This is a genomic window from Acinetobacter sp. BEC1-S18-ESBL-01 (assembly GCF_014169935.1).
Taxonomy (GTDB): domain Bacteria; phylum Pseudomonadota; class Gammaproteobacteria; order Pseudomonadales; family Moraxellaceae; genus Acinetobacter; species Acinetobacter pittii.
On sequence record NZ_AP022302.1, the window covers coordinates 2,038,193 to 2,057,663 of the forward strand.

The 19,471-nt window shown below is 37.3% G+C and carries 21 protein-coding genes; 2 read left to right on the forward strand and 19 right to left on the reverse strand.

All coding sequences use genetic code 11. From position 1 onward, the window contains the following. Positions 1 to 57: 57 nt before the first annotated feature. The 3 genes from H7R46_RS09545 to H7R46_RS09555 all read right to left on the reverse strand — a co-directional run bounded on the left by H7R46_RS09545 (position 58) and on the right by H7R46_RS09555 (position 4,833). The gene (locus H7R46_RS09545) at positions 58 to 2,223 is read right to left on the reverse strand and encodes a malate synthase G (RefSeq protein ID WP_005069509.1); all 2,166 of its coding nucleotides are present in this window, start codon (positions 2,221 to 2,223) and stop codon (positions 58 to 60) included. A 367-nt stretch (positions 2,224 to 2,590) separates the two neighbouring features. After that, complete coding sequence (zapE, locus tag H7R46_RS09550; RefSeq protein ID WP_002117902.1) at positions 2,591 to 3,733, reverse strand: cell division protein ZapE; 1,143 nt, start codon at positions 3,731 to 3,733, stop codon at positions 2,591 to 2,593. Between the two features lie 77 nt (positions 3,734 to 3,810). After that, on the reverse strand, positions 3,811 to 4,833 hold the full coding sequence (locus H7R46_RS09555) for an AraC family transcriptional regulator (protein WP_005069511.1): 1,023 nt from the start codon (positions 4,831 to 4,833) through the stop codon (positions 3,811 to 3,813). A 121-nt stretch (positions 4,834 to 4,954) separates the two neighbouring features. Between H7R46_RS09555 and H7R46_RS09560 the strand changes: the two genes are divergently transcribed. Both H7R46_RS09560 and H7R46_RS09565 read left to right on the forward strand, forming a co-directional pair. After that, complete coding sequence (locus H7R46_RS09560; RefSeq protein ID WP_080631107.1) at positions 4,955 to 6,502, forward strand: flavin-containing monooxygenase; 1,548 nt, start codon at positions 4,955 to 4,957, stop codon at positions 6,500 to 6,502. 46 nt (positions 6,503 to 6,548) lie between these two features. Beyond that, complete coding sequence (locus tag H7R46_RS09565; protein ID WP_005069516.1) at positions 6,549 to 7,460, forward strand: lysine exporter LysO family protein; 912 nt, start codon at positions 6,549 to 6,551, stop codon at positions 7,458 to 7,460. Here H7R46_RS09565 and pyrF read toward each other — a convergent pair. The 16 genes from pyrF to H7R46_RS09645 form a co-directional block, all read right to left on the reverse strand. Continuing rightward, positions 7,457 to 8,155 carry an orotidine-5'-phosphate decarboxylase gene (gene pyrF, locus H7R46_RS09570; protein ID WP_005069518.1) on the reverse strand — a complete coding sequence of 233 codons (699 nt, stop codon included), beginning with the start codon at positions 8,153 to 8,155 and terminating at the stop codon, positions 7,457 to 7,459. The genes H7R46_RS09565 and pyrF overlap by 4 nt on opposite strands. A gap of 177 nt (positions 8,156 to 8,332) precedes the next feature. Further along, a complete protein-coding gene (locus H7R46_RS09575) occupies positions 8,333 to 8,698 on the reverse strand; it encodes a lipopolysaccharide assembly protein LapA domain-containing protein (protein WP_002121360.1) in 366 nt (121 codons plus the stop codon). Positions 8,699 to 8,723: 25 nt separating this feature from the next. Continuing rightward, a complete protein-coding gene (locus H7R46_RS09580) occupies positions 8,724 to 9,026 on the reverse strand; it encodes an integration host factor subunit beta (RefSeq protein WP_002121337.1) in 303 nt (100 codons plus the stop codon). Positions 9,027 to 9,182: 156 nt separating this feature from the next. Then, positions 9,183 to 10,856: a 30S ribosomal protein S1 gene (gene rpsA, locus H7R46_RS09585; protein ID WP_002121348.1), complete on the reverse strand. Its 1,674-nt coding sequence runs from the start codon at positions 10,854 to 10,856 to the stop codon at positions 9,183 to 9,185. A 111-nt stretch (positions 10,857 to 10,967) separates the two neighbouring features. After that, positions 10,968 to 11,648, reverse strand: coding sequence for a (d)CMP kinase (cmk, locus tag H7R46_RS09590; protein ID WP_005069521.1), 681 nt, complete (start codon positions 11,646 to 11,648; stop codon positions 10,968 to 10,970). Positions 11,649 to 11,658: 10 nt separating this feature from the next. Next, positions 11,659 to 12,099, reverse strand: coding sequence for an SRPBCC family protein (locus H7R46_RS09595; RefSeq protein ID WP_005069523.1), 441 nt, complete (start codon positions 12,097 to 12,099; stop codon positions 11,659 to 11,661). A gap of 70 nt (positions 12,100 to 12,169) precedes the next feature. Then, the gene (gene tadA / locus H7R46_RS09600; RefSeq protein WP_002121378.1) at positions 12,170 to 12,673 is read right to left on the reverse strand and encodes a tRNA adenosine(34) deaminase TadA; all 504 of its coding nucleotides are present in this window, start codon (positions 12,671 to 12,673) and stop codon (positions 12,170 to 12,172) included. A gap of 5 nt (positions 12,674 to 12,678) precedes the next feature. Beyond that, positions 12,679 to 13,803 carry an enoyl-CoA hydratase/isomerase family protein gene (locus H7R46_RS09605; protein ID WP_014206599.1) on the reverse strand — a complete coding sequence of 375 codons (1,125 nt, stop codon included), beginning with the start codon at positions 13,801 to 13,803 and terminating at the stop codon, positions 12,679 to 12,681. After that, the gene (gene ung, locus H7R46_RS09610; RefSeq protein ID WP_182924195.1) at positions 13,800 to 14,513 is read right to left on the reverse strand and encodes a uracil-DNA glycosylase; all 714 of its coding nucleotides are present in this window, start codon (positions 14,511 to 14,513) and stop codon (positions 13,800 to 13,802) included. Before ung ends, H7R46_RS09605 begins: the two co-directional genes overlap by 4 nt. A 53-nt stretch (positions 14,514 to 14,566) precedes the next feature. Beyond that, positions 14,567 to 15,163: a 6-pyruvoyl trahydropterin synthase family protein gene (locus tag H7R46_RS09615; RefSeq protein WP_002121363.1), complete on the reverse strand. Its 597-nt coding sequence runs from the start codon at positions 15,161 to 15,163 to the stop codon at positions 14,567 to 14,569. Between the two features lie 228 nt (positions 15,164 to 15,391). After that, positions 15,392 to 16,351, reverse strand: coding sequence for a type II secretion system minor pseudopilin GspK (gene gspK / locus H7R46_RS09620; RefSeq protein WP_005069529.1), 960 nt, complete (start codon positions 16,349 to 16,351; stop codon positions 15,392 to 15,394). Then, positions 16,352 to 17,107 (reverse strand): type II secretion system minor pseudopilin GspJ, encoded by a 756-nt coding sequence (gspJ, locus tag H7R46_RS09625; RefSeq protein WP_005069530.1) that lies wholly within the window; start codon positions 17,105 to 17,107, stop codon positions 16,352 to 16,354. Beyond that, a complete protein-coding gene (gene gspI / locus H7R46_RS09630; RefSeq protein ID WP_005069533.1) occupies positions 17,107 to 17,487 on the reverse strand; it encodes a type II secretion system minor pseudopilin GspI in 381 nt (126 codons plus the stop codon). The genes gspJ and gspI overlap by 1 nt, the downstream gene beginning before the upstream one ends. Beyond that, positions 17,477 to 18,031, reverse strand: coding sequence for a type II secretion system protein (locus tag H7R46_RS09635; protein ID WP_005069534.1), 555 nt, complete (start codon positions 18,029 to 18,031; stop codon positions 17,477 to 17,479). Before H7R46_RS09635 ends, gspI begins: the two co-directional genes overlap by 11 nt. Before the next feature lie 6 nt (positions 18,032 to 18,037). After that, positions 18,038 to 18,646 carry a TetR/AcrR family transcriptional regulator gene (locus H7R46_RS09640; RefSeq protein ID WP_005069536.1) on the reverse strand — a complete coding sequence of 203 codons (609 nt, stop codon included), beginning with the start codon at positions 18,644 to 18,646 and terminating at the stop codon, positions 18,038 to 18,040. 36 nt (positions 18,647 to 18,682) lie between these two features. Then, positions 18,683 to 19,456, reverse strand: coding sequence for a TatD family hydrolase (locus tag H7R46_RS09645; RefSeq protein ID WP_005069538.1), 774 nt, complete (start codon positions 19,454 to 19,456; stop codon positions 18,683 to 18,685). Between the last annotated feature and the right edge of the window lie 15 nt (positions 19,457 to 19,471).

A 19,471-nucleotide genomic window follows, 5' to 3' on the forward strand; every position in this document is an offset into this window, starting at 1 on the left:
AAATATACCGAAAATAAAAAAGCCTCCGAAGAGGCTTTTTTTCAAAACAGGATCAAATTAATCACCTGTATAACCTTTTAACTTCAAACGAGCAGCATGAAGTAAAGGCTCAGTATAACCTGAAGGCTGTTCACAACCTTTAAAGATAAGGTCAGAAGCTGCTTGGAAAGCAATATTTGTTTCAAAGTTAGCTGCCATTGGTTTATACAATGAGTCATTCGCGTTTTGCTCATCAACAATTTTTGCCATGCGTTTAAGCACTTCTTCAACTTGTTCACGAGTCACAATACCGTGACGTAACCAGTTCGCAACGTGTTGAGAAGAAATACGTAATGTTGCACGGTCTTCCATTAAGCCCACGTTGTTAATATCAGGAACTTTCGAACAACCTACACCTAAGTCAACCCAACGAACAACATAACCTAAGATACCTTGGCAGTTATTTTCAAGTTCATTGTTAATCTCTTCCGCTGACCAATTTGTATCAGGTGCAAATGGTGGTGTTAACAGATCATCTAATGACAACATTTCTTCAGCTTTTAACTGATCTTGACGTGCTTTTACATTTACTTGATGGTAATGCATCGCGTGAAGAACAGCACCAGTTGGAGATGGAACCCAAGCACATGAAGCACCCGCATTTGGATGTGCAGCTTTAGTTGCTAACATATCTTTCATGCTATCTGGTTTTGGCCACATGCCTTTACCAATCTGTGCTTTACCTTGTAAACCACATTTCAAGCCAATCGCAACGTTACGGTTTTCGTAAGCAGCAATCCATTTTTGTGTTTTAACCGCTTCTTTACGAACAACAGGTGCAGCTTCCATAGAAGTATGGATTTCATCACCCGTACGGTCCATAAAGCCAGTATTAATAAAGATCGTACGGTCTTTAGCAGCAGCAATACAGTTTTTCAAGTTTACAGATGTACGGCGCTCTTCATCCATAATACCGATTTTTAACGATTTAGGTGGTAATCCAATCGCCTGTTCAGCACGTTCAAATAACTCTACAGCAAACGCAACTTCTTCAGGACCATGCATTTTTGGCTTAACAATATACATAGAACCTTTACGAGAGTTTTTATTTTCGTTTGTACTACGGATATCAGCAATTGATAACAATGGAGTTACCAATGCATCCATAATACCTTCGAAAATTTCTTCACCATCTACCAAAATAGCTGGGTTAGTCATTAAGTGACCTACGTTACGAAGTAACATAAGTGAACGACCATGAAGTTTTGTTGTGCCACCAATTAAGTTTTTAATCTCGCGATCTTTATTTAGATCACGAACAATCGTTTTACCATTCTTTTCAATAGATTCTTGAAGTGTACCCTTCATTAAACCTAACCAATTACGGTAACCTTCAACTTTTTCTTCTGCATCGACAGCCGCAACAGAGTCTTCCAAATCTTGAATTGTGGTTACTGCCGCTTCAAATGTTAAATCTTTAACACCCGCTGGATCAGTTTGTCCAATTGGGCTATTTGCATCAATTTCGATAATGACATGAAGACCATTACTTAAAAGTACAACTTCTGAAGGATTTGCTTCTTCACCATTGAAACCAACAAACTGAGCTTCATGAGCTAAACCTGTTTTTGAACCATCTTTCAAAGTTACAACAAGTTTATTTTGCTCAATTGCATAGTTTTTTGCATCTGCATGTGAACCTTGAGCAAGCGGGAAAACTTCATTTAAGAAATTCTTAGCGAACTCAATAACTTTTGCACCACGAACAGGATTATATCCTTTACCTTTTTCAGCTCCACCTTCTTCAGAAATTACATCGAAGCCGTAAAGTGCATCATATAAAGAACCCCAACGGGCATTTGCTGCATTTAAGCAATAACGTGCATTACGTACAGGTACAACTAACTGTGGTCCTGCCAACAAAGCAATTTCTTCGTCTACGTTTTCAGTAGTAATTTGAAAATCTTCAACTTCTGGCAATAAATAACCAATTTCAGTTAAGAACGCTTTATAAGCACCTAATTCAAATTTGTTGTTACGGTGCCATTCATCAATTTTTGCTTGTAATTCATCACGCTTAGCCAATAATGCTTTATTTTTTGGGCTAAGATCGACAACAACTTGCTCAAAGTTCTTCCAGTAAGTTTCACTATCTAAACCAGAACCTGGTAAAGCTTCATTTTCGATAAAATCGTAAAGTTCTTTAGCAATCGCTAACTTGCCTTTTTGAATACGTGCAGTCATTGTCTTTCCTGAAGTTGCTACTTTTTATACCAAGAGAATCCTAGTATACCGATTTAAATTAAGCTGAATACTAATATCACATTCCTAAATAGTAAGCATTTTCCCTTGCAAAACTATTGACAAAGATAAATTTTTCTATAAAGGAAATATTAAAATTCTAACTAAGATTCCCATCAATTTATTCAATATTTAAAGATACTGAAACTAGACTTTTTGTTAACAGACAAAAAGTTTCACTATCTTGTTTTTCTAAAGCGTATTTAGTTATATCAAACTTTGCTGCGTGAAAAAGCACTATTTAATTAAATTTATCTATTTTTTGTTATAAAAAAGCGCTCAATCTAGAGCGCTTTCATATCTACTTTACTTAAGAGGTTTTTGTAGCATCAATATGTCGGTGTTCAGAATGTAAATATTCATCAGACTGCATTTCTAGCAAACGTGAACGCGTACGTTCAATTTCAAATGCTAACTTTTCACCTTGATATATATCAATAATACTATCTTGAGACGTTAAAAGTAATTTCACACCTCGATCGTAAAACTCATCTACTAGATAAATAAAGCGACGAGTACCTTCTGACAAGAAATCTGTCAAATGAGGAACATTACTCACTAGAACCGTATTATAAATATTCGCAATTTCAATAAAATCTGCTGGGCTACGTGGTTTAAAGCAGAGTTCAGAAAACTCACACCACAACACATCTTCTGTATGTCCCAAAGTCTCGACAACACGATTATTAATCACAATCGGCTCTTGAGAATGAGCTTGTGTATGAGTTAAAGCACTAAAACGTTCAGCCATCCAGCTTTGAGCTTCATTCGTTAATGGCGATTTAAATAATTGAGCTTGTTTTAGTACACGCAAACGATAGTCCACACCTGCATCTACATTTAAAACAGCACAGTTCTTTTTAACCATTTCAATGGTTGGCAAGAAACGATCACGGTGAATACCGTTTTTATATAAGCCATCTGGTGCAATGTTTGATGTTGCGATTAATGTCACACCACGAACAAACAATTTTTGGAATAAATCGCTTAAGATCATTGCATCTGTTACGTTTGATACAAAGAACTCATCGAAACAGATAACGACAGCATCTTTATAGATTTGGTCAGCTACGATTTCAAGTGGATTACGTTGGCCTGAAAGCTTATTTAGCTCTTTATGAACATGTTGCATGAAATGATGAAAATGCATACGCGTTTTACGGCGAAATGGCACAGATTCATAAAATTGATCCATAAGCCAAGTTTTTCCACGGCCTACTCCGCCCCACATATATACACCTTTAGGTGAAGTTTGACGACGGAAACGACGGAAAGCTTTTTTTGAGGCTTTATAACGGTTTAAAAGTTCTTTCCATACGCGATCTAATTCTTGCACTGCCTGTGCTTGCGCTTCATCTGCCATAAATTGACCTGAAGCTAAAGCCTCAGCATAGCGTTCTGCTGGGGAAGAAGGTGTGAATGCAGTACTATGAGAAGATTTTAAATTTAACATATCGTTTTATTTCAATTTTAACTGATGAGAGTATAGCGAACATTTTGTTCAACCACATTAGCTTTTAGCATCAAGAGTTACGACGATGACTCTTTTGCATATTGCCGAGGACTCTGTCCAAACCATCGTTTAAATGCATGATTAAATGCCGCCGGTTCAGAATAGCCGAGTAATTCAGCAACAACTTCTATTGAGTATTCCCTATATTCCATAAGCTTCAATGCCTTATTCTTGATAATTTGTTCACGAATTTGCTTATAACTCGTATTTAGCTGTTGCAGTTGATGCCTTAATGTCCTTTCAGGCATTTTCAATGCAAAAGCTGTTTCCGCCATGCTCGGGATAATTCCTTGTTGCAGTTCAAGATAATCTTGCACACATTGTATGATATGTGGAGTTTGATGATCTTGTTGATTTAATCTTGTTATTTCTGCAATACATTTTGATTCATAAATACGATGTGCAATGATATCAGCAGAAGGAATCTTGATTTCAAGTACATCCTTACTTAGGCTAAATGCCGCATATTTACCATTAAAATGCACATCTTCGCCATAATATGCAAAATAACATGACAAAGTATCCATATCAGTAGGCTTTTCAAATGGAAGTTCTATACGCATCGTAGGCATTTGTAATCCCATCATCGTATAAATATCTTGAATAAACTTATAAGTTCCAGAGACTTCACATTGTGCCCGTAACTGACCAATTTCCGTTTTTAAATCAACCGGCAAATAATTTAAAATCGTCCGCTCATCAGTTTCGTATAAAGCTAAGCTACCAAATAAATGCGTAAGCTTTTGATATTTTATACCCTTATTTAAAGCAGTTTGAATATCATTACTTGTGACAAGTAGCATAAGCAATGGGCCGTAACCGGCTAAAGCATAATGCTGTCCAATAAATAAACCCTTTTCAGGCTCTACATTTTTACTAATTATTTGTTGAATGTCCCATTCAAGACGATCATGAATTGTGGAACTCGGGTCTAAAGCATCGACTTTAATACCTATATCGGCCAAACGTGAGTCGACATCAATGCCAGCATTGCGCATTCCTTGAATTAAATAGATTAAACCAAGTATCGACCGTTTCATTCTTCTATCAATTTCCCTAGACTGAAATGTTTTACTATAAAGAAGCAAGAAAATTAATTGCCGAATCTATCAATTTTCACGTCGATACAATCATGTTTAAACTGATTAAAAAACGTTAGTCTTGCGTGCAATCCTCTTTTCAGCTTATGCAGGGTTTCCAATGCTAAACGCAAAGCAAGATGCTATTCAAAAAACTAAAATTGCTATTATTGGTGCTGGCTTTGGTGGCCTAGCAATGGCAATCCGTTTACTACAAAATCAACAGCAAGACTTTGTTATTTTAGAAAAATCAAATGATGTCGGTGGAACTTGGCGAGAAAATCGTTATCCAGGTGCAGCATGTGATGTTCAATCTCATATGTATTCATTGTCTTTTGCACCAAAAACAGATTGGACAAAACGCTATGCAGAGGGACCAGAGATCTTTAATTATATTCAAGACATTACACAGAAATATAAAATTAAAGATTACTGTAAGTTTAACCATGACGTAACTCATGTCCAATATGATGAAACACGTCATGTCTGGACTCTAGATTTTAATGACCAACCTTCTATAGAAGCTCAATTTGTAGTTTTTGCATCTGGTCCCTTACACATCCCACAAATTCCTCCTATCAAAGGGATTGAAAAATTTAAAGGAAAAGTATTTCATTCCTCAAAATGGGAACATGACTATGATTTAAACGGAAAGTCAGTTGCATCTATTGGTACAGGTGGTAGCGCAATTCAATATATTCCTGAAATAGCCAAAGATGTTAAACAGCTCTATGTATTTCAAAGAACAGCTGCATGGGTAATACCACGAGATGAGCGCAAATATTCAATCTTAAGTAAAGCATTATTCAAATCTTCTAATATTTATCGCCAGATTCATCGTAGTCGTCTTTACTGGAGTAATGAATCTCGCGTTGTACCCATTGTTCAACCTCAAATCATGAAGTATGGCCAAAAATTGGCAGAAGCATTCATCCGTTTTCAAGTTAAGGATAAAGAGTTAGCAAAAAAACTCACACCTGACTTCGTTATGGGATGTAAACGTATTCTTATCTCAAATAAATACTTTCCTACCTTTAACCGAAAAAATGTTGAGCTAGTAACTGATAGTATTCAAGAGATCAAAGAAAACAGTATTGTTACTAAAGATGGTCGAGAACGACCTATTGATTGTTTAATTTACGGTACAGGTTTTATTACTGACCCACGTATTTATTTAAAACATTTCACATGTATCGGACGCAATCAAATCGAGTTAAAACAAGCATGGAAAGATGGTGCTGAAAGCTATTACGGCATTATGACTAAAAACTTTCCCAACCTATTCCAACTGGTAGGCCCTAATACAGTTCTAGGTCATAATTCGATTATTTTTATGATTGAATCTCAAGTAAATTACATTTTACAGCTTATTCAGTTAGTAGAAGAGTCTGGTCAAAAAGCAATTGAGATCAAGCCTGAAATTCAAGACGCTTTTAACGAACGTGTTCAAAAGCAGCTGCAAGGAACCGTATGGCAAGCTGGCGGCTGTAGTAGTTGGTATCAATCTGCCGATGGTAGAAACTTTTCACTATGGCCAACTTACACATGGAAGTATTGGTTAGAAACACGTAAAGTTAAGCCCAAAGACTACTTACTTTTAAATAAAAGCTCACAAAGCTATGCAGCTTAAAATGTTCAAGACATAATAGGTAGGTTGATAACAATCTACCTATTATATGCAATCTCTTTATCTCATCATTCAAATTTTTTTAGCACTGGCTTTCGGTTATTTCCTAGCACCCAAACTATCTCTAAATATCCGACACTTTATATTTAAAATACTGCCCTATTTTTCTTATATTCTTTTAGCTAGTGTAGCTTTTGAATTAACCTTGGCCCTTGATCAAATCGAGAATCCTTCTGCCATACTTCCACCCGCTATTATCATTGCTCTTACCACCTCTTTTGGTTCTTTCTTTACGTGTTTATTTGCTTATACAATTTTTGATAAACAAAGTGTTAAAGGCAAAATTTCCCTACAACTTTTTGTAAATGCTTTAAAGAATATTGCGAAGGCTTTTCTTGCACTAGGTGTCGGTGTTTTATTCGGCGCTATCATTACTCAATTCACCTCATATATCGCATTTAATAGCTGGTATTTGTTATTACTTTTTATTTTTTTAATTGGTATCGAACTTGCCTTCACCCACTTTAACCGCACATGGTTAAGCTGGAAAATTTTAATTGTACCCTTAGCCGCTTTTATAGGGTCATGTATAGCAGGCCTTTTGAATTACTATTTGCTCAACAAGCATTTTACACTTAATGAAACTTTAGCTTTAGCACAAGGCTATGGCTGGTATTCAATGTCGGGGATTTTATTTACGCAATTACATTCGGCAGAGTTGGGTGGAATCGCCTTATTAACCGACTTATTTAGAGAAATTGTTGCTATTTTTCTAATGTATACCATGGGTTGGCGTTTTCCACGCCCTGCTATCTCAAGTGCTGGTGCAACCTCAATGGATGTTACCTTAGCAATGGTAAAACAGTCATGTGGCACACATTATGTACCACATGCCATGATGAGCGGCTTATTATTAAGCCTACTCGCCCCGTTATTAATTAGCTTATTCCTAAATTTTTAGGCAATCGAAGCAAGAATAGACTTCAACATTTCTGTTGGCTTTTCTGCTTTAGTAATCGGTCGACCAATTACCAGATGCGTAGAGCCATCAAGCATAGCTTGCTTTGGAGTTACAATACGTTTTTGGTCGTCTGCATTAGAACCTTCTGGACGAATACCAGGTGTTACTAAAGAGAAGTCTTGCCCAATTAATTCACGAAGAATCTTAGCTTCTTGAGCTGAACAAACTACCCCATCCAAGCCACTTTCTTTCGTTAAATTAGCCAAGCGCTTTACATGCTCTACAGGTTCAATATCTAAACCAATATCTTTTAAATCTTCACGACCCATTGATGTGAGTACTGTTACAGCAATAAGTTGGGTTTGATAGTTACCCGCTTTTAAACGCTCCACACAAGTTTCCATCATTTTACGGCCACCTGAAGCGTGAACATTTACCATCCAGACACCTAAATCAGCCGCTGCACATACTGCTTGAGCTGTAGTGTTTGGAATATCATGAAATTTGAGATCAAGAAAAACTTCAAAATTTTGTTCTTGCAGTTTTTTTACAACAGATGGGCCTTCATGAGTAAAAAGCTCTTTACCTACTTTTACGCGGCATAAAGCAGGATCAAGCTGTTCAACAATTTTTAAAGCGTCATATTGGCTTTTTGCATCTAACGCAACAATGATACTCAAGAGACTTTCTTCCATCCTATAAAATCAGCGTTATTATAATAGACAAATCATGAATGAATAAAGGAATGTAGAGAGCTGCTTTCCAAAATTAAAACGATAAGAACAAAAGCGTTTATATTTAGAAGAATAAAAGAAGAGATAAAATTTAGAGAGATACTACTCTTTACTCATTAATAAAGAGTAGTACGGGGATTATAGCGGAGTAGAATTTTTATCTTGAGGATAAATATCTACAACGGTTTTTTCATGTCTTACATTTGCAGCTGCTTCAGCCGCTGCTAATTGAGCACTTTGGATTTGTTCTTTTCTTAAATGGTCAATATCTTTACGCAGGCGTTTAATTTCCCAACCTTTTTGGAATACTCTGAAAACTTGCACACCTAATAAAAGACCAACCACAGTTCCTAGTACTAATGTGAGTAGCAATAATAAGCCTAAACGCATAGCTGGAACTTGGGTAAATAACAAATCAACAGAAAGCTCTGTTGGATTTTGCAAAACAAGTGCTAAAGAATAGCCAAATACAACAATAAGCAATGCAATTAAAATATAACGCATAGGCACCCCGACTTATAAATTTTATTTATTTCCCAGATTCGTTTACAGCATCACGAAGGGCTTTTCCGGGTTTGAAATGTGGAACAGCTTTAGCTGCAACTTCAACTGATTTTCCTGTTTTAGGATTGCGACCAACTCTTGGATCGCGGTGGTGTAAAGCAAAGCTACCAAAACCACGGATTTCAATTCGATTATCAGTTGATAGTGCTTCTATCATTTGATCAATCATAATTTTAACCGCCTCTTCCACCAAAGGTTCAGCTAAGTGTGGGTTTTTTAGCGCAATGCGTTCAATCAAATCAGACTTATTAAGAGCTTCAGTAGTCATCTACGACCTCGTTATTTATTGCTACTCTATGTCGTTTGATAATAACCTGTTTAAATACAAAACGGTAGCGCAGTATGTTGAATACTAGGCTACCGTTTACAGTAATTTGTATAAAAAGTACAATTCCGTTACATGAAACTGTACTTTGTTAACTTATTACTTCATTTGTGCTTTGATCAAGTCACCAATAGTCTTAGGACCATTGTCTTGACTTGTAGTTGCTGTACGTAAGCTAGCAACTGCTTCTTTCTCTTCAGCTTCGTCTTTCGCTTTGATAGACAAGTTGATAGAGCGAGACTTACGATCAACGTTAATGATCTTCGCTTCAACTTCTTGACCAACTTCTAAGAATTTAGTCGCATCTTCTACACGGTCGCGATTGATTTCAGAAGCTTTAAGAGTTGCTTCAACTTCGTCAGCTAACTTAACAGTTGCGCCACGAGCATCAACTGCAGTTACAGTACCTTTAACTAAAGCACCACGTTCATTAGCAGCTAAGAAGTCATTGAACGGATCGCTGTTCAATTGTTTGATACCAAGGCTGATACGGTTACCTTCAGCGTCTACAGACAAGATAACTGCTTCAACAGTGTCACCTTTCTTGTAACGACGAATAGCTTCTTCACCTTGCTCGTTCCAAGAAATATCAGACAAGTGTACTAAACCGTCGATACCACCGTTCAAGCCAATGAAGATACCAAAGTCAGTGATAGACTTGATAGTACCAGATACTTTTTCGCCTTTCTCATGAGCTTTAGCAAACTCTTCCCATGGGTTAGCACGAGTTTGTTTGATACCAAGGCTAATACGACGACGTTCTTCATCAACTTCAAGAACCATAACGTCAACTTCATCACCAATCTGAACAACTTTAGATGGGTGGATGTTTTTGTTAGTGTGGTCCATTTCAGAAACGTGAACTAAACCTTCGACGCCTTCAGCGATTTCAGCGAAACAACCGTAGTCAGTTAAGTTAGTTACGCGAGCTTTAACGATAGAACCTTTAGGGTAACGGCTCATGATCGCTAACCATGGATCTTCGCCTAATTGTTTAAGGCCTAAAGATACGCGGTTACGTTCACGGTCAAATTTAAGTACTTTAACAGTAACTTCTTGACCAACTTCAACAACTTCTGAAGGGTGCTTGATACGCTTCCAAGCCATATCTGTGATATGTAGAAGACCATCAATACCGCCAAGATCAACGAATGCACCGTAATCAGTAAGGTTTTTGATTGTACCTGTAACTGTTTGACCTTCTTCAAGTTGAGCAAGTAATGCTTCACGGTCAGCAGAAGATTCAGCTTCCATAACAGCACGACGAGATACAACAACGTTATTACGTTTAGCATCAAGTTTAATTACTTTGAACTCTAACTCTTTACCTTCAAGGTGAGTAGTGTCACGGATAGGACGAGTGTCAACTAATGAACCTGGTAAGAATGCACGAACAGGACCGATGTCAACAGTGAAACCGCCTTTAACTTTACCAGAGATAACACCAGTAACGATTTCGCCATCTTCAAAGATTTTTTCAAGTTTAGTCCAAGTTTCAGCACGCTTAGCTTTTTCACGTGATAAAACTGTTTGACCCATACCGTTGTCAAGAGCTTCAACAACTACGTCAACAGTATCACCAACCTGAACTTCAAGTTCACGTTGTTCATTTAAAAATTCAGCACGGTCAACAATGCCTTCAGACTTTAGGCCAGTGTCAACAGTTACCCAGTCGCTATCGATGTTTACAACAACACCTTGGATGACTGCACCCTTTTCAACGTTGAGGTTTAATTCACTTTCTTCAAAGAGGGCTGCAAAAGATTCGGTCATGATATACCTGATAAATTCAGCGGTCTTGGATCAGACAAGGCCGGTTTAGTTAAGTATCAACATAGTCTTTATAGACTGATCAAGCTATGCGTCAACTGATAATTCTATTTGCTAAATGGTACGGCTATCGACATAATCAACCATCAACTTAAATACCTGATCGATCGTTAATTCCGAACTATCAATGATATAAGCATCTTTGGCTGGCTTGAGCGGAGCAACTTCTCGCTCCATATCTCTTTTGTCTCGTGCCTGTATATTAGCTAAAATGTCGTTTATTTTAGCATCTAGCCCCATACCCTGCAACTGTTTTACTCTTCGCTCAGCGCGTGACTCAGCCGAAGCTGTCAGATAAATTTTGGCATTGGCTTCTGGAAAGATAGATGTTGCCATATCGCGGCCATCTGCAACTAAACCAGGACTTTGCGCAAAAGCTCTTTGTCTTTCAAATAGTGCTTGTCTAAGCTCTGGAACCACTGCAACTTTTGAAGCGTACTCACCAACTCGCTCTGTACGGATTGTTTGAGATACATCTTCGCCATCCAAGAAGACCAAAATCCCTGAGGTAGACGTTTCAAATTTAATGTCCAGTTGACGTGCATATTGAATACATTCATCAAGCTGACTGTCTAATTTCTCTAATAAATCGTGTTTATGTAATGACAACCCTAACAAACGATATAAGGCACCCGAATCAAGTAAATGATATTGATAATGTGCTGCAAGTTTTGCAGCCAATGTTCCTTTACCCGAACCACTCGGACCATCAATAGTAATAATTTGAACTGTCATTGAACTCTCACTAAGAAGCAAATGCTTTAGCTAATCTCGAAAAGCCTAGTGTAATGGCTAGTTTTAGCTGTGCAAGGATTAATTTACTGACCACTGGCGCTTTTGCCGTTAACTCGATGCGGTATGTAACTAAAGTAATGTATGGGGTAATCTCAGAAAACTCGATTCTACCTAAATGGTGTTTAATCAAAGGATTGTCTATTAATTTATACTCAATACTTTTATTTTCTTCCAACAATCTAATTTCTTCTTTAAGTGGCTTAATTGGACCAAATCCCATACGTCGAATTGAGCCTAGTCCATCAGGTCTTTTAGAATCTACGGAGTCTTTAACACGAACAACTTGTAAAGGCGCAAAAGCAGTATTGTAAGTTGAATGCTTAGAGAGCAAATTAAATACATCAGTAAGAGGAGCATTAAATTCTTTTTCTACGGTAATTACATTACGCATTGGATCGTCCTTATTAAATAGAATCATGACATTAAAACCGCGTTAGTTTGCCATAAGAGTATGTTAATTTTTAATCATTTAAGGACGTTTTTTGTTGTTTCTCTTGTTTCTTTTGCTCACGTCTTTGTTTAAAAAAATGGCTAAGCTGTTGTGCACATTTTTCTTGTAGACAGCCATTCTGAAATGTAAATCTATGATTATAATAGCCTTGCTGTAATAACTGACGCGCACTCACCAAAGAGCCTGCTTTAGGTTCTGGCGTACCAAAAACCACATGTTTAATTCTTGCATGTACGAGCGCCCCTACACACATAGTACATGGCTCAAGAGTGACATATAAAGTCGTATCTTCAGGTAATCGATAATTTTCTAAAGAGGAACACGCTGCACGGATAGCTTGAATTTCTGCATGTGCAGTTGGATCTAATAAAGTAATTGGAGCATTATAACCAGATCCAATTACTCGATTTTGGCTCACCAGAACCGCTCCAACAGGTATCTCACCCTGCTGGGCGGCTAATTCAGCTTGCTCGTAAGCAAGCTGCATCCAGTATTCATCACTATATTCAGTCATTTACTTTAGGTGATCACACCGTGTTGTCTAAGTAAGGCATTCCAGCTATCAATTGAAGTTACTGGTGGACAATCAGCCAATATACCTCTCAAGCTTAGATCGTCACATGGTTTCCATTCAGGTGATAAATCTTTATCAACTAAGCGTGCGCGAACACCTTCCACAAAGTCAGGATGACGGATTTTCCACTCAGAAATCTGAGCCTCTAGATCAAAGACCTCATCCCATGAGTGGATTTGTTTGCCCCATTGCCACAGTAACCAAGTAATTGCCGCGGTACTAGGAGATCCTTTTTGCAAATTCTCACTCGCTTGACGTAACCAATCACTGCTCGCATCACGTAAGCTAACAATAGCTTGATAGTCTTGTTCAAAATTAAAACCACGGCAAACACTATGAATTACATCAAGTGAGTTTTGCAATGGACCTGCCGCAACAGGACGGTGTAAACTATTTAAAGTATCATCAATTGCTCGGAAATCCCCTGCAGGATAATGAGCCCAATTAATATTTAAAACTTTTTGCAAAACATTATCACGCTGAGCTTCACAAATATGTGTTGCCCAACCGATGCTATACGCCCCAGCAGCAGTCATGATTGAACCGGTTAAGCCCGTAAACAAACCTATTGGACCACGATCTGCCAAGAAACGGCTCGCACCAACGTCAGGATATAAACCAATATTAATTTCAGGCATTGCTAAACGTGAATATGGTGTCACTAGACGGAATGGTGCAGCCATAAACAAGCCTAAACCACCGCCCATTACGTAACCTTCTCCCCAAACCACAACCGGTTTAGCATAATTATGTAAAAGTAGATCTAAAGCATATTCCTGCTGGAAGAACTTATTCGCGGTATCGACTTCTTGATTTATAACAAGTTGGCGTAATTTTCTAACATCACCACCTGCACAAAAAGCTTTTGGTGTAGTTGAGTCTAACCAAATTGCTTTAACCTGTTCATCGTCACGGAAATCTTCAAATACACGCAATAATGCCGTTACGATTGATTCGTCTAAAGCATGTAACGATTTAGGACGATTCAAACGTACTATACGCCAGCCGTTTTTTGCTTCTTCAACCACCAAATCCGGGTGATAGTTATTTACATTGGGAGAGTTCATCATGCGTCCAATTGCCAGTCTATGGGCTCAATGCCATGTTGTTTCAAATATTGATTTGTTTTTGAAAACACTTTGCATCCAAAAAATCCCCCTCTATTTGCAGCAAGAGGTGATGGATGTGCGGCTGTTAAAACCAAGTGTTTATCTCTATTTATACGTTGTCCTTTGCGCTGTGCATAAGCACCCCACAAAATAAATACTATATGTTGTCTCTGTTCATTTAGAACATCAATAACTTCATCAGTAAATGCTTCCCAACCTTGCTTTTGATGTGAGGTTGGCTGTCCAGCTTCAACAGTAAGCACGCTGTTCAGTAAAAGTACGCCTTGCGTAGCCCATTTTGTTAAGTCACCATGGCGAGGAGCTGGAATACCCAAATCTGTATGTAATTCATGAAAAATATTGCGCAAAGATGGTGGTAATGCAATACATTTTTGAACAGAGAAACTTAATCCATTCGCTTGGTTTGGCCCGTGATATGGGTCTTGCCCTAAAATCACAACTTTCACATCAGCCAGTGGTGTGGTATTTAAAGCATTAAAGATCTGTTTACTAGGCGGATATATTATTTTCTGAGCTTGTTTCTGTTGAAATAAGAAATCGCGCAAACTATCCATCTGAGGACTTAATAGAAAAGGTGCTAAAGATCTTTTCCAACTTTCTTCTAATTGAACTTTACTGAGTTTATCTTGCTGTTGCTCAGTTAATTGCATTAATGTCATCCTAGATCAATTTTCAATTCTACAAATAAAATAAGTAATTCGATTTATACTTCGACTTGCAAATCAACTTGAGGATTATTAAATTTAATCCCTTTTTTCAAGTCTTCATACATTTGTGGATTTGCCCACTCTATCTGAATTTGTTCTGAAAAAACAATTCCATCAAGACTTAAAATACCCATTTGTTCGTTTTGAATATCTTCAATAAAGCTCTGAGCATATCCAGTATCAGTCTCATGAACAATAACAGAATATACTTCAACATCACCTTCCCCATTTTGAGTGACTGTTGATTGTAAAACTTGCTGAGCTAGATAAAAGAAAATACGTGAAAACTGTTCAGCCGACGGTGAAACAGGTAAAGAAATCCAACGAGCACTAAAAGTCTGACATGCATCAATATATTGAGAATCATCTTTTTCCCAAAAACAGATTGCGTGATCAAAGCTGTCGAATAGGTCTTTTATTACTCCTTTTAGGAGTCCAAAATCATAAACCATTTGCCCATGATCTAATTTCGAAGCTTTAAGCAATAACTCAACTTTATAGCTATGTCCATGAATTGATCGCTTACAACGATCCGATGTACAGTTACGTACAACATGTGCATTTTCAAACTTAAATAACTTACGAATTAACATGTGCCAAATCGATCATTCCTTCTAAGAACATTATTATAAAGCAAAAGACGAAAATTTCGCACCACTTTTCAATTAGAAACAATTAGCAAAAAGTATGATAAGACTGATGAAGAAATATTGGAGATACACATATAGAAAGTTTATATTCACTTTAAAGCTTAACCTGAGAAAAATTTATAATTACAAACTTCAAAAAATATCCAAAGCAAATAAATCATAAATTTTCAATTAGTTAAAAGGTGCCATATTTCTAGAATATACATAGACCTGTTTATCACTGCGCATTAAGGCACTTGTAAATTGTCTTTTTCTATTATTCAACACAACCTCAATTTGTGCTTGAAAAAAGTTCGACTTCACATCTAAAAGGCTATTAACTTCAGTTTTCTTTTGCGCATCAACTGCTGAAAAAGCATTCAATTGCCAGAATTCATCAATATTTTGAAAGAACTTTAAATTCTGTTGACGTAATTGAAGTTCTTTTTCTATAGTCCCTAAATCTAATTTTTGATCAATACTCGCTAATACTAATGGAGATGCGGTATTAACATTCACTTTTGTATTTTCAGGTAATGCAGAAATATATGGTGCTATTAAATCATATTTCTTGCCTTCAAAACCTCTTACCAATTTCAACTCTTCTATACGATGAAATTTAGCATTTGAAGCCAAATAGCCAGGGTCAAGTCCTTCATAATAGTTACTTTCTGCCCCCATAGGGCCGCTTGGTTCGTCATCTGGATCTTGCCAATCAATAACTGCTTGACTTAACTCTGCTGGCAATCCTACACGCACAAGCAATCGCTCAAACCAATTTTTAGCAGCTTCGTTTACCTTGCCTTCATTGGTCGTTAAATTGTTTAGATTAAATTTTCCTGACTCATCTAGTAAGCGCCCCGATACGGCTCCATCTTCTATTGGGAAAGGTGGCATTGGCTGAGCCCAGCTTTCCTTTAAATGATCGATGCCACCCGCATTATTTGCATCTTGAATTAATAATTCAGAAAAAAAAGCTTCTGCACTTTTTGCATAGAGTAATGACTGATTTTGACGCATCAAATAACCCGTATTTTCCATCGTATTAGTTTGATGCTTTGCGATAGAGGCAGCTAAAATTGTAGCCAAAGCAACCATTATCAAAATTGTGAGTAACGCTACACCTTGCTGATTTTTTTTATAAAGTAACATTTATTGACCTCCCTGTTTGGAGAGCGATAAATCACCTTGGTTTAAGCTATAAATCCACTCATAACTTACACCTGCAACCGTGAGTTGCATTTTTATTCCTTTTGGCAACTTCCTAAATTCATCAGGTTTTGTAGGGTCAATATTAACTTCAGGCCACTTTGTTACTTCTTGAGGTGTCAAAACCATAATTTGAAATTGTTCAACTTGGCTCAACAGCGTACTTGATAAGGGTTGCTCTCTATTTGAAGTATTTAAGTTACTATATTTAAGGCGATAAAGCTTTTTTTGATCAGGATCATATCGATACTCGATACGCTCAAAAGGTGATAATCCTTGCTTTAATGGATCAGTAACACCCGCCTTACTAAAGCGGAGAACTTGATTATCAATCTCTAAAGCTGGACGTAATTGCCCGCCTTGATTGGCTGATAAAGGTATAATTTGCAATGTATCACGCAAAACTTGTTGATAAGCATCTTGTAATTCAAATAGCTGCACTTCATGTTGAGTATTACGATCACGGACTTTTAGTAAATAATCAAAAACCTTCCAACCCAACAAAGATAAAATAGCAAAAATTGCAATCGCAACTAAAAGCTCAACTAAAGTAAATCCTGAGCGAGGATTAACAAAGCGAAGCTTTGTCTGAGTGCAAGACGAAGAGCCTTGCTCGGAGTAACCCCTCATCATCTGCTCTGATCGTGCCGCAAGACGTGAAGCTGGGCCTGGAGAGCAAAAATATTTATTCTTTATCATTATTTTGCTTTCATTGGGTAATTAAAAAATACCAAGTGAGTAATACCATTTTGAACTTTCCCCTTATCAGAATCATATAAACTAACTTGTACATCTACTTTTTGAACATTTGGACTAATTGTAGATTGCGCAGATTTATCAATCTGCCAAGTCTCACCTTGAGAAGTCACTTGCTTGCTTTGTGTACCTTCGAGCCATTCCTGATTTATTTCCATTAAAGCAACTTCATTCATTGCGACAAACTGTGCTTTTGTTCTAAGAATTGCATTTGAGGTAGATTGAGTATATTGCATGGCTACTTTAGTTAACGCGACAGCCGCCACTGCAAAAATTGCTAAAGCAACCATTACTTCTAATAGAGTAAAGCCTTTAGATTTCATTTATTTTACCCAAATGATCAATTTGTATTTCTGAACCAATTGGTTTTTGTTCAAAGTAAAACTGTATTTTCACAGTTTTAGCTTCACCGTTACCGAACCAGATTAACTGAGGAGCCTGCCCTCCAATTAAATCGGTATTCGTAGCTTTTGAATAGTTTTGCTTATCTAAAGGTTGTATTGTAAACGATACATGTTTAGGCAGTTGCCGCGTAGTAAATTCTGAATATTTTTGCCAGCGATTTTTTAAATCTTGGACCTGTAATTTACTCTGGTCATGATACTCATACAATTCATAAGAAAATGGTGAAACATCTGTTTCACTGAGAGTAGATAAAGCTAAAACACGAGACTGATCAAGCGACTCTTTACCAATCTTATGCATATCAAGCAAAAATAACTCTCTTGCTTGCATCGCTTTCTTTTGGTCAACCCCACCTATGTTGAGTACAACTAGAGAGGTCATAATGGTCATAATAACAATCACCACCATCACTTCTATGAGAGTAAAACCTTTTTGAGATTTAAGTGGTGATTGAGATTTCATATCGACCTAAGCATATTGCTCAACAGCTTGTTTAGGCAAGGCTAAAGCCTGATCAATATAAGCCACTCTTAAAGTGTCTCTTGAACCTAAATATCGTTGATAAAAACTTGAATTGAGAATAGCTGCCGCACCATGAGTTAATGACCAAATAGAAGCAAGATAATCTCGTGTAGGCATACTGCTTTGAATAGATTCTAGGTAGTGGTCTGTCATACGAATGATAATTCGCAATCTCTGTTTACGCACTTGATAAAGTTCGTGAAAAAGATGATGTACGCCTTGAGCAGTGATTGAGAGTTTTTCCTCAATTTGATGGAATAAAACTGTTCGCTCAGGATGATGTAAATGATGCAACATGAAAAAAGCCAAATGCTCTGGAAAGGCTTTTTCAGTATCTTGAACCATTTCAAGTAACATACGCTCATTACGAATAATCAACAGCATGTACAACTCATCTTTACTTTGAAAGTGTTTGTACAAAGTTCCTTTTGCTAAATCAAGCTCAGCAGCCAAGACATCGAGTGTCATTCCGGCTTCGCCATTTTCTAGCAATAATTGTTCCGCAACCTGAAATATTAATACTTCTCTTGCTCGGAACTGAGCCTGACGATCCATCTTCACGCAATTACTCTCTTATATAGTTTCTATAACCTAAATCGCTTTTAGCAAGTTCTCAAAATTTTGTGAGGTGATCATTGCAATTTCCTCAACCGATTTATCATATACGTCACTTAGCGCTTTGGCTACATAAGGCACATATTTTGGTTCATTTGTTTTACCACGATATGGGACAGGTGCTAAATACGGGCTATCTGTTTCAATTAAAAGGCGATCTAGTGGAACCTGTTTAGCTACATCGCGCAAATCCTGTGCATTCTTAAATGACACAATACCGGAAAAAGAAATGTAATAACCACAATCAAGCACAGCTTTAGCAGTTTCCCAATCTTCAGTAAAACAATGCAGAATCCCATGTGTTGAGTGTTCAGCACGGATAATATCTACCGTATCATGCTTTGCTGATCGGGTATGAACGACAACTGGTTTTTTTACAATTTTTGAAGCTTGGATATGTCTTGCAAAACATGCTTTTTGCTCTTCAATAAAATCAGTACTGTGATAATAGTCCAGTCCAGTTTCACCTAAAGCCCATACTTTTTCTGATTGAGCCAATTCAACCAAATACTCAGTTGTTGCACGTGCCATTGTGCCCACATCCTCACAAGGGTGTACACCTACCGTATAACCAACATCTGCATGTTTATTTGCAATTTCAGCCAATGCAATATGGTCATCGAGATCAACGGAAATTGCCATAAACTTAGACACTCCTTCTGCTCGCGCCGCTGCAAGCGCAAGGTCCAGATCACCGTTATAAGGCGTTAAATCTAACATCGTTAAATGGCAATGCGTATCAACAAACACTTTTCTTTCCTATTT

Bases quoted from the DNA above. Each gene is read 5' to 3' on its own strand.
- gspK (WP_005069529.1), bottom strand. From the start codon at position 16,351: ATGTTACTTTATAAAAAAAATCAGCAAGGTGTAGCGTTACTCACAATT.
- rpsA (WP_002121348.1), bottom strand. From the start codon at position 10,856: ATGACCGAATCTTTTGCAGCCCTCTTTGAAGAAAGTGAATTAAACCTC.
- H7R46_RS09595 (WP_005069523.1), bottom strand. From the start codon at position 12,099: ATGCGTAATGTAATTACCGTAGAAAAAGAATTTAATGCTCCTCTTACT.
- H7R46_RS09580 (WP_002121337.1), bottom strand. From the start codon at position 9,026: ATGACTACTGAAGCTCTTAATAAGTCTGATTTGATTGAACGCATTGCG.
- gspJ (WP_005069530.1), bottom strand. From the start codon at position 17,107: ATGATAAAGAATAAATATTTTTGCTCTCCAGGCCCAGCTTCACGTCTT.
- H7R46_RS09640 (WP_005069536.1), bottom strand. From the start codon at position 18,646: ATGGATCGTCAGGCTCAGTTCCGAGCAAGAGAAGTATTAATATTTCAG.
- H7R46_RS09545 (WP_005069509.1), bottom strand. From the start codon at position 2,223: ATGACTGCACGTATTCAAAAAGGCAAGTTAGCGATTGCTAAAGAACTT.
- H7R46_RS09635 (WP_005069534.1), bottom strand. From the start codon at position 18,031: ATGAAATCTCAATCACCACTTAAATCTCAAAAAGGTTTTACTCTCATA.
- cmk (WP_005069521.1), bottom strand. From the start codon at position 11,648: ATGACAGTTCAAATTATTACTATTGATGGTCCGAGTGGTTCGGGTAAA.
- H7R46_RS09615 (WP_002121363.1), bottom strand. From the start codon at position 15,163: ATGTTAATTCGTAAGTTATTTAAGTTTGAAAATGCACATGTTGTACGT.
- H7R46_RS09575 (WP_002121360.1), bottom strand. From the start codon at position 8,698: ATGCGTTATATTTTAATTGCATTGCTTATTGTTGTATTTGGCTATTCT.
- pyrF (WP_005069518.1), bottom strand. From the start codon at position 8,155: ATGGAAGAAAGTCTCTTGAGTATCATTGTTGCGTTAGATGCAAAAAGC.
- H7R46_RS09565 (WP_005069516.1), top strand. From the start codon at position 6,549: ATGCAATCTCTTTATCTCATCATTCAAATTTTTTTAGCACTGGCTTTC.
- H7R46_RS09605 (WP_014206599.1), bottom strand. From the start codon at position 13,803: ATGATGAACTCTCCCAATGTAAATAACTATCACCCGGATTTGGTGGTT.
- ung (WP_182924195.1), bottom strand. From the start codon at position 14,513: ATGCAATTAACTGAGCAACAGCAAGATAAACTCAGTAAAGTTCAATTA.
- tadA (WP_002121378.1), bottom strand. From the start codon at position 12,673: ATGACTGAATATAGTGATGAATACTGGATGCAGCTTGCTTACGAGCAA.
- gspI (WP_005069533.1), bottom strand. From the start codon at position 17,487: ATGAAATCTAAAGGCTTTACTCTATTAGAAGTAATGGTTGCTTTAGCA.
- H7R46_RS09555 (WP_005069511.1), bottom strand. From the start codon at position 4,833: ATGAAACGGTCGATACTTGGTTTAATCTATTTAATTCAAGGAATGCGC.
- zapE (WP_002117902.1), bottom strand. From the start codon at position 3,733: ATGTTAAATTTAAAATCTTCTCATAGTACTGCATTCACACCTTCTTCC.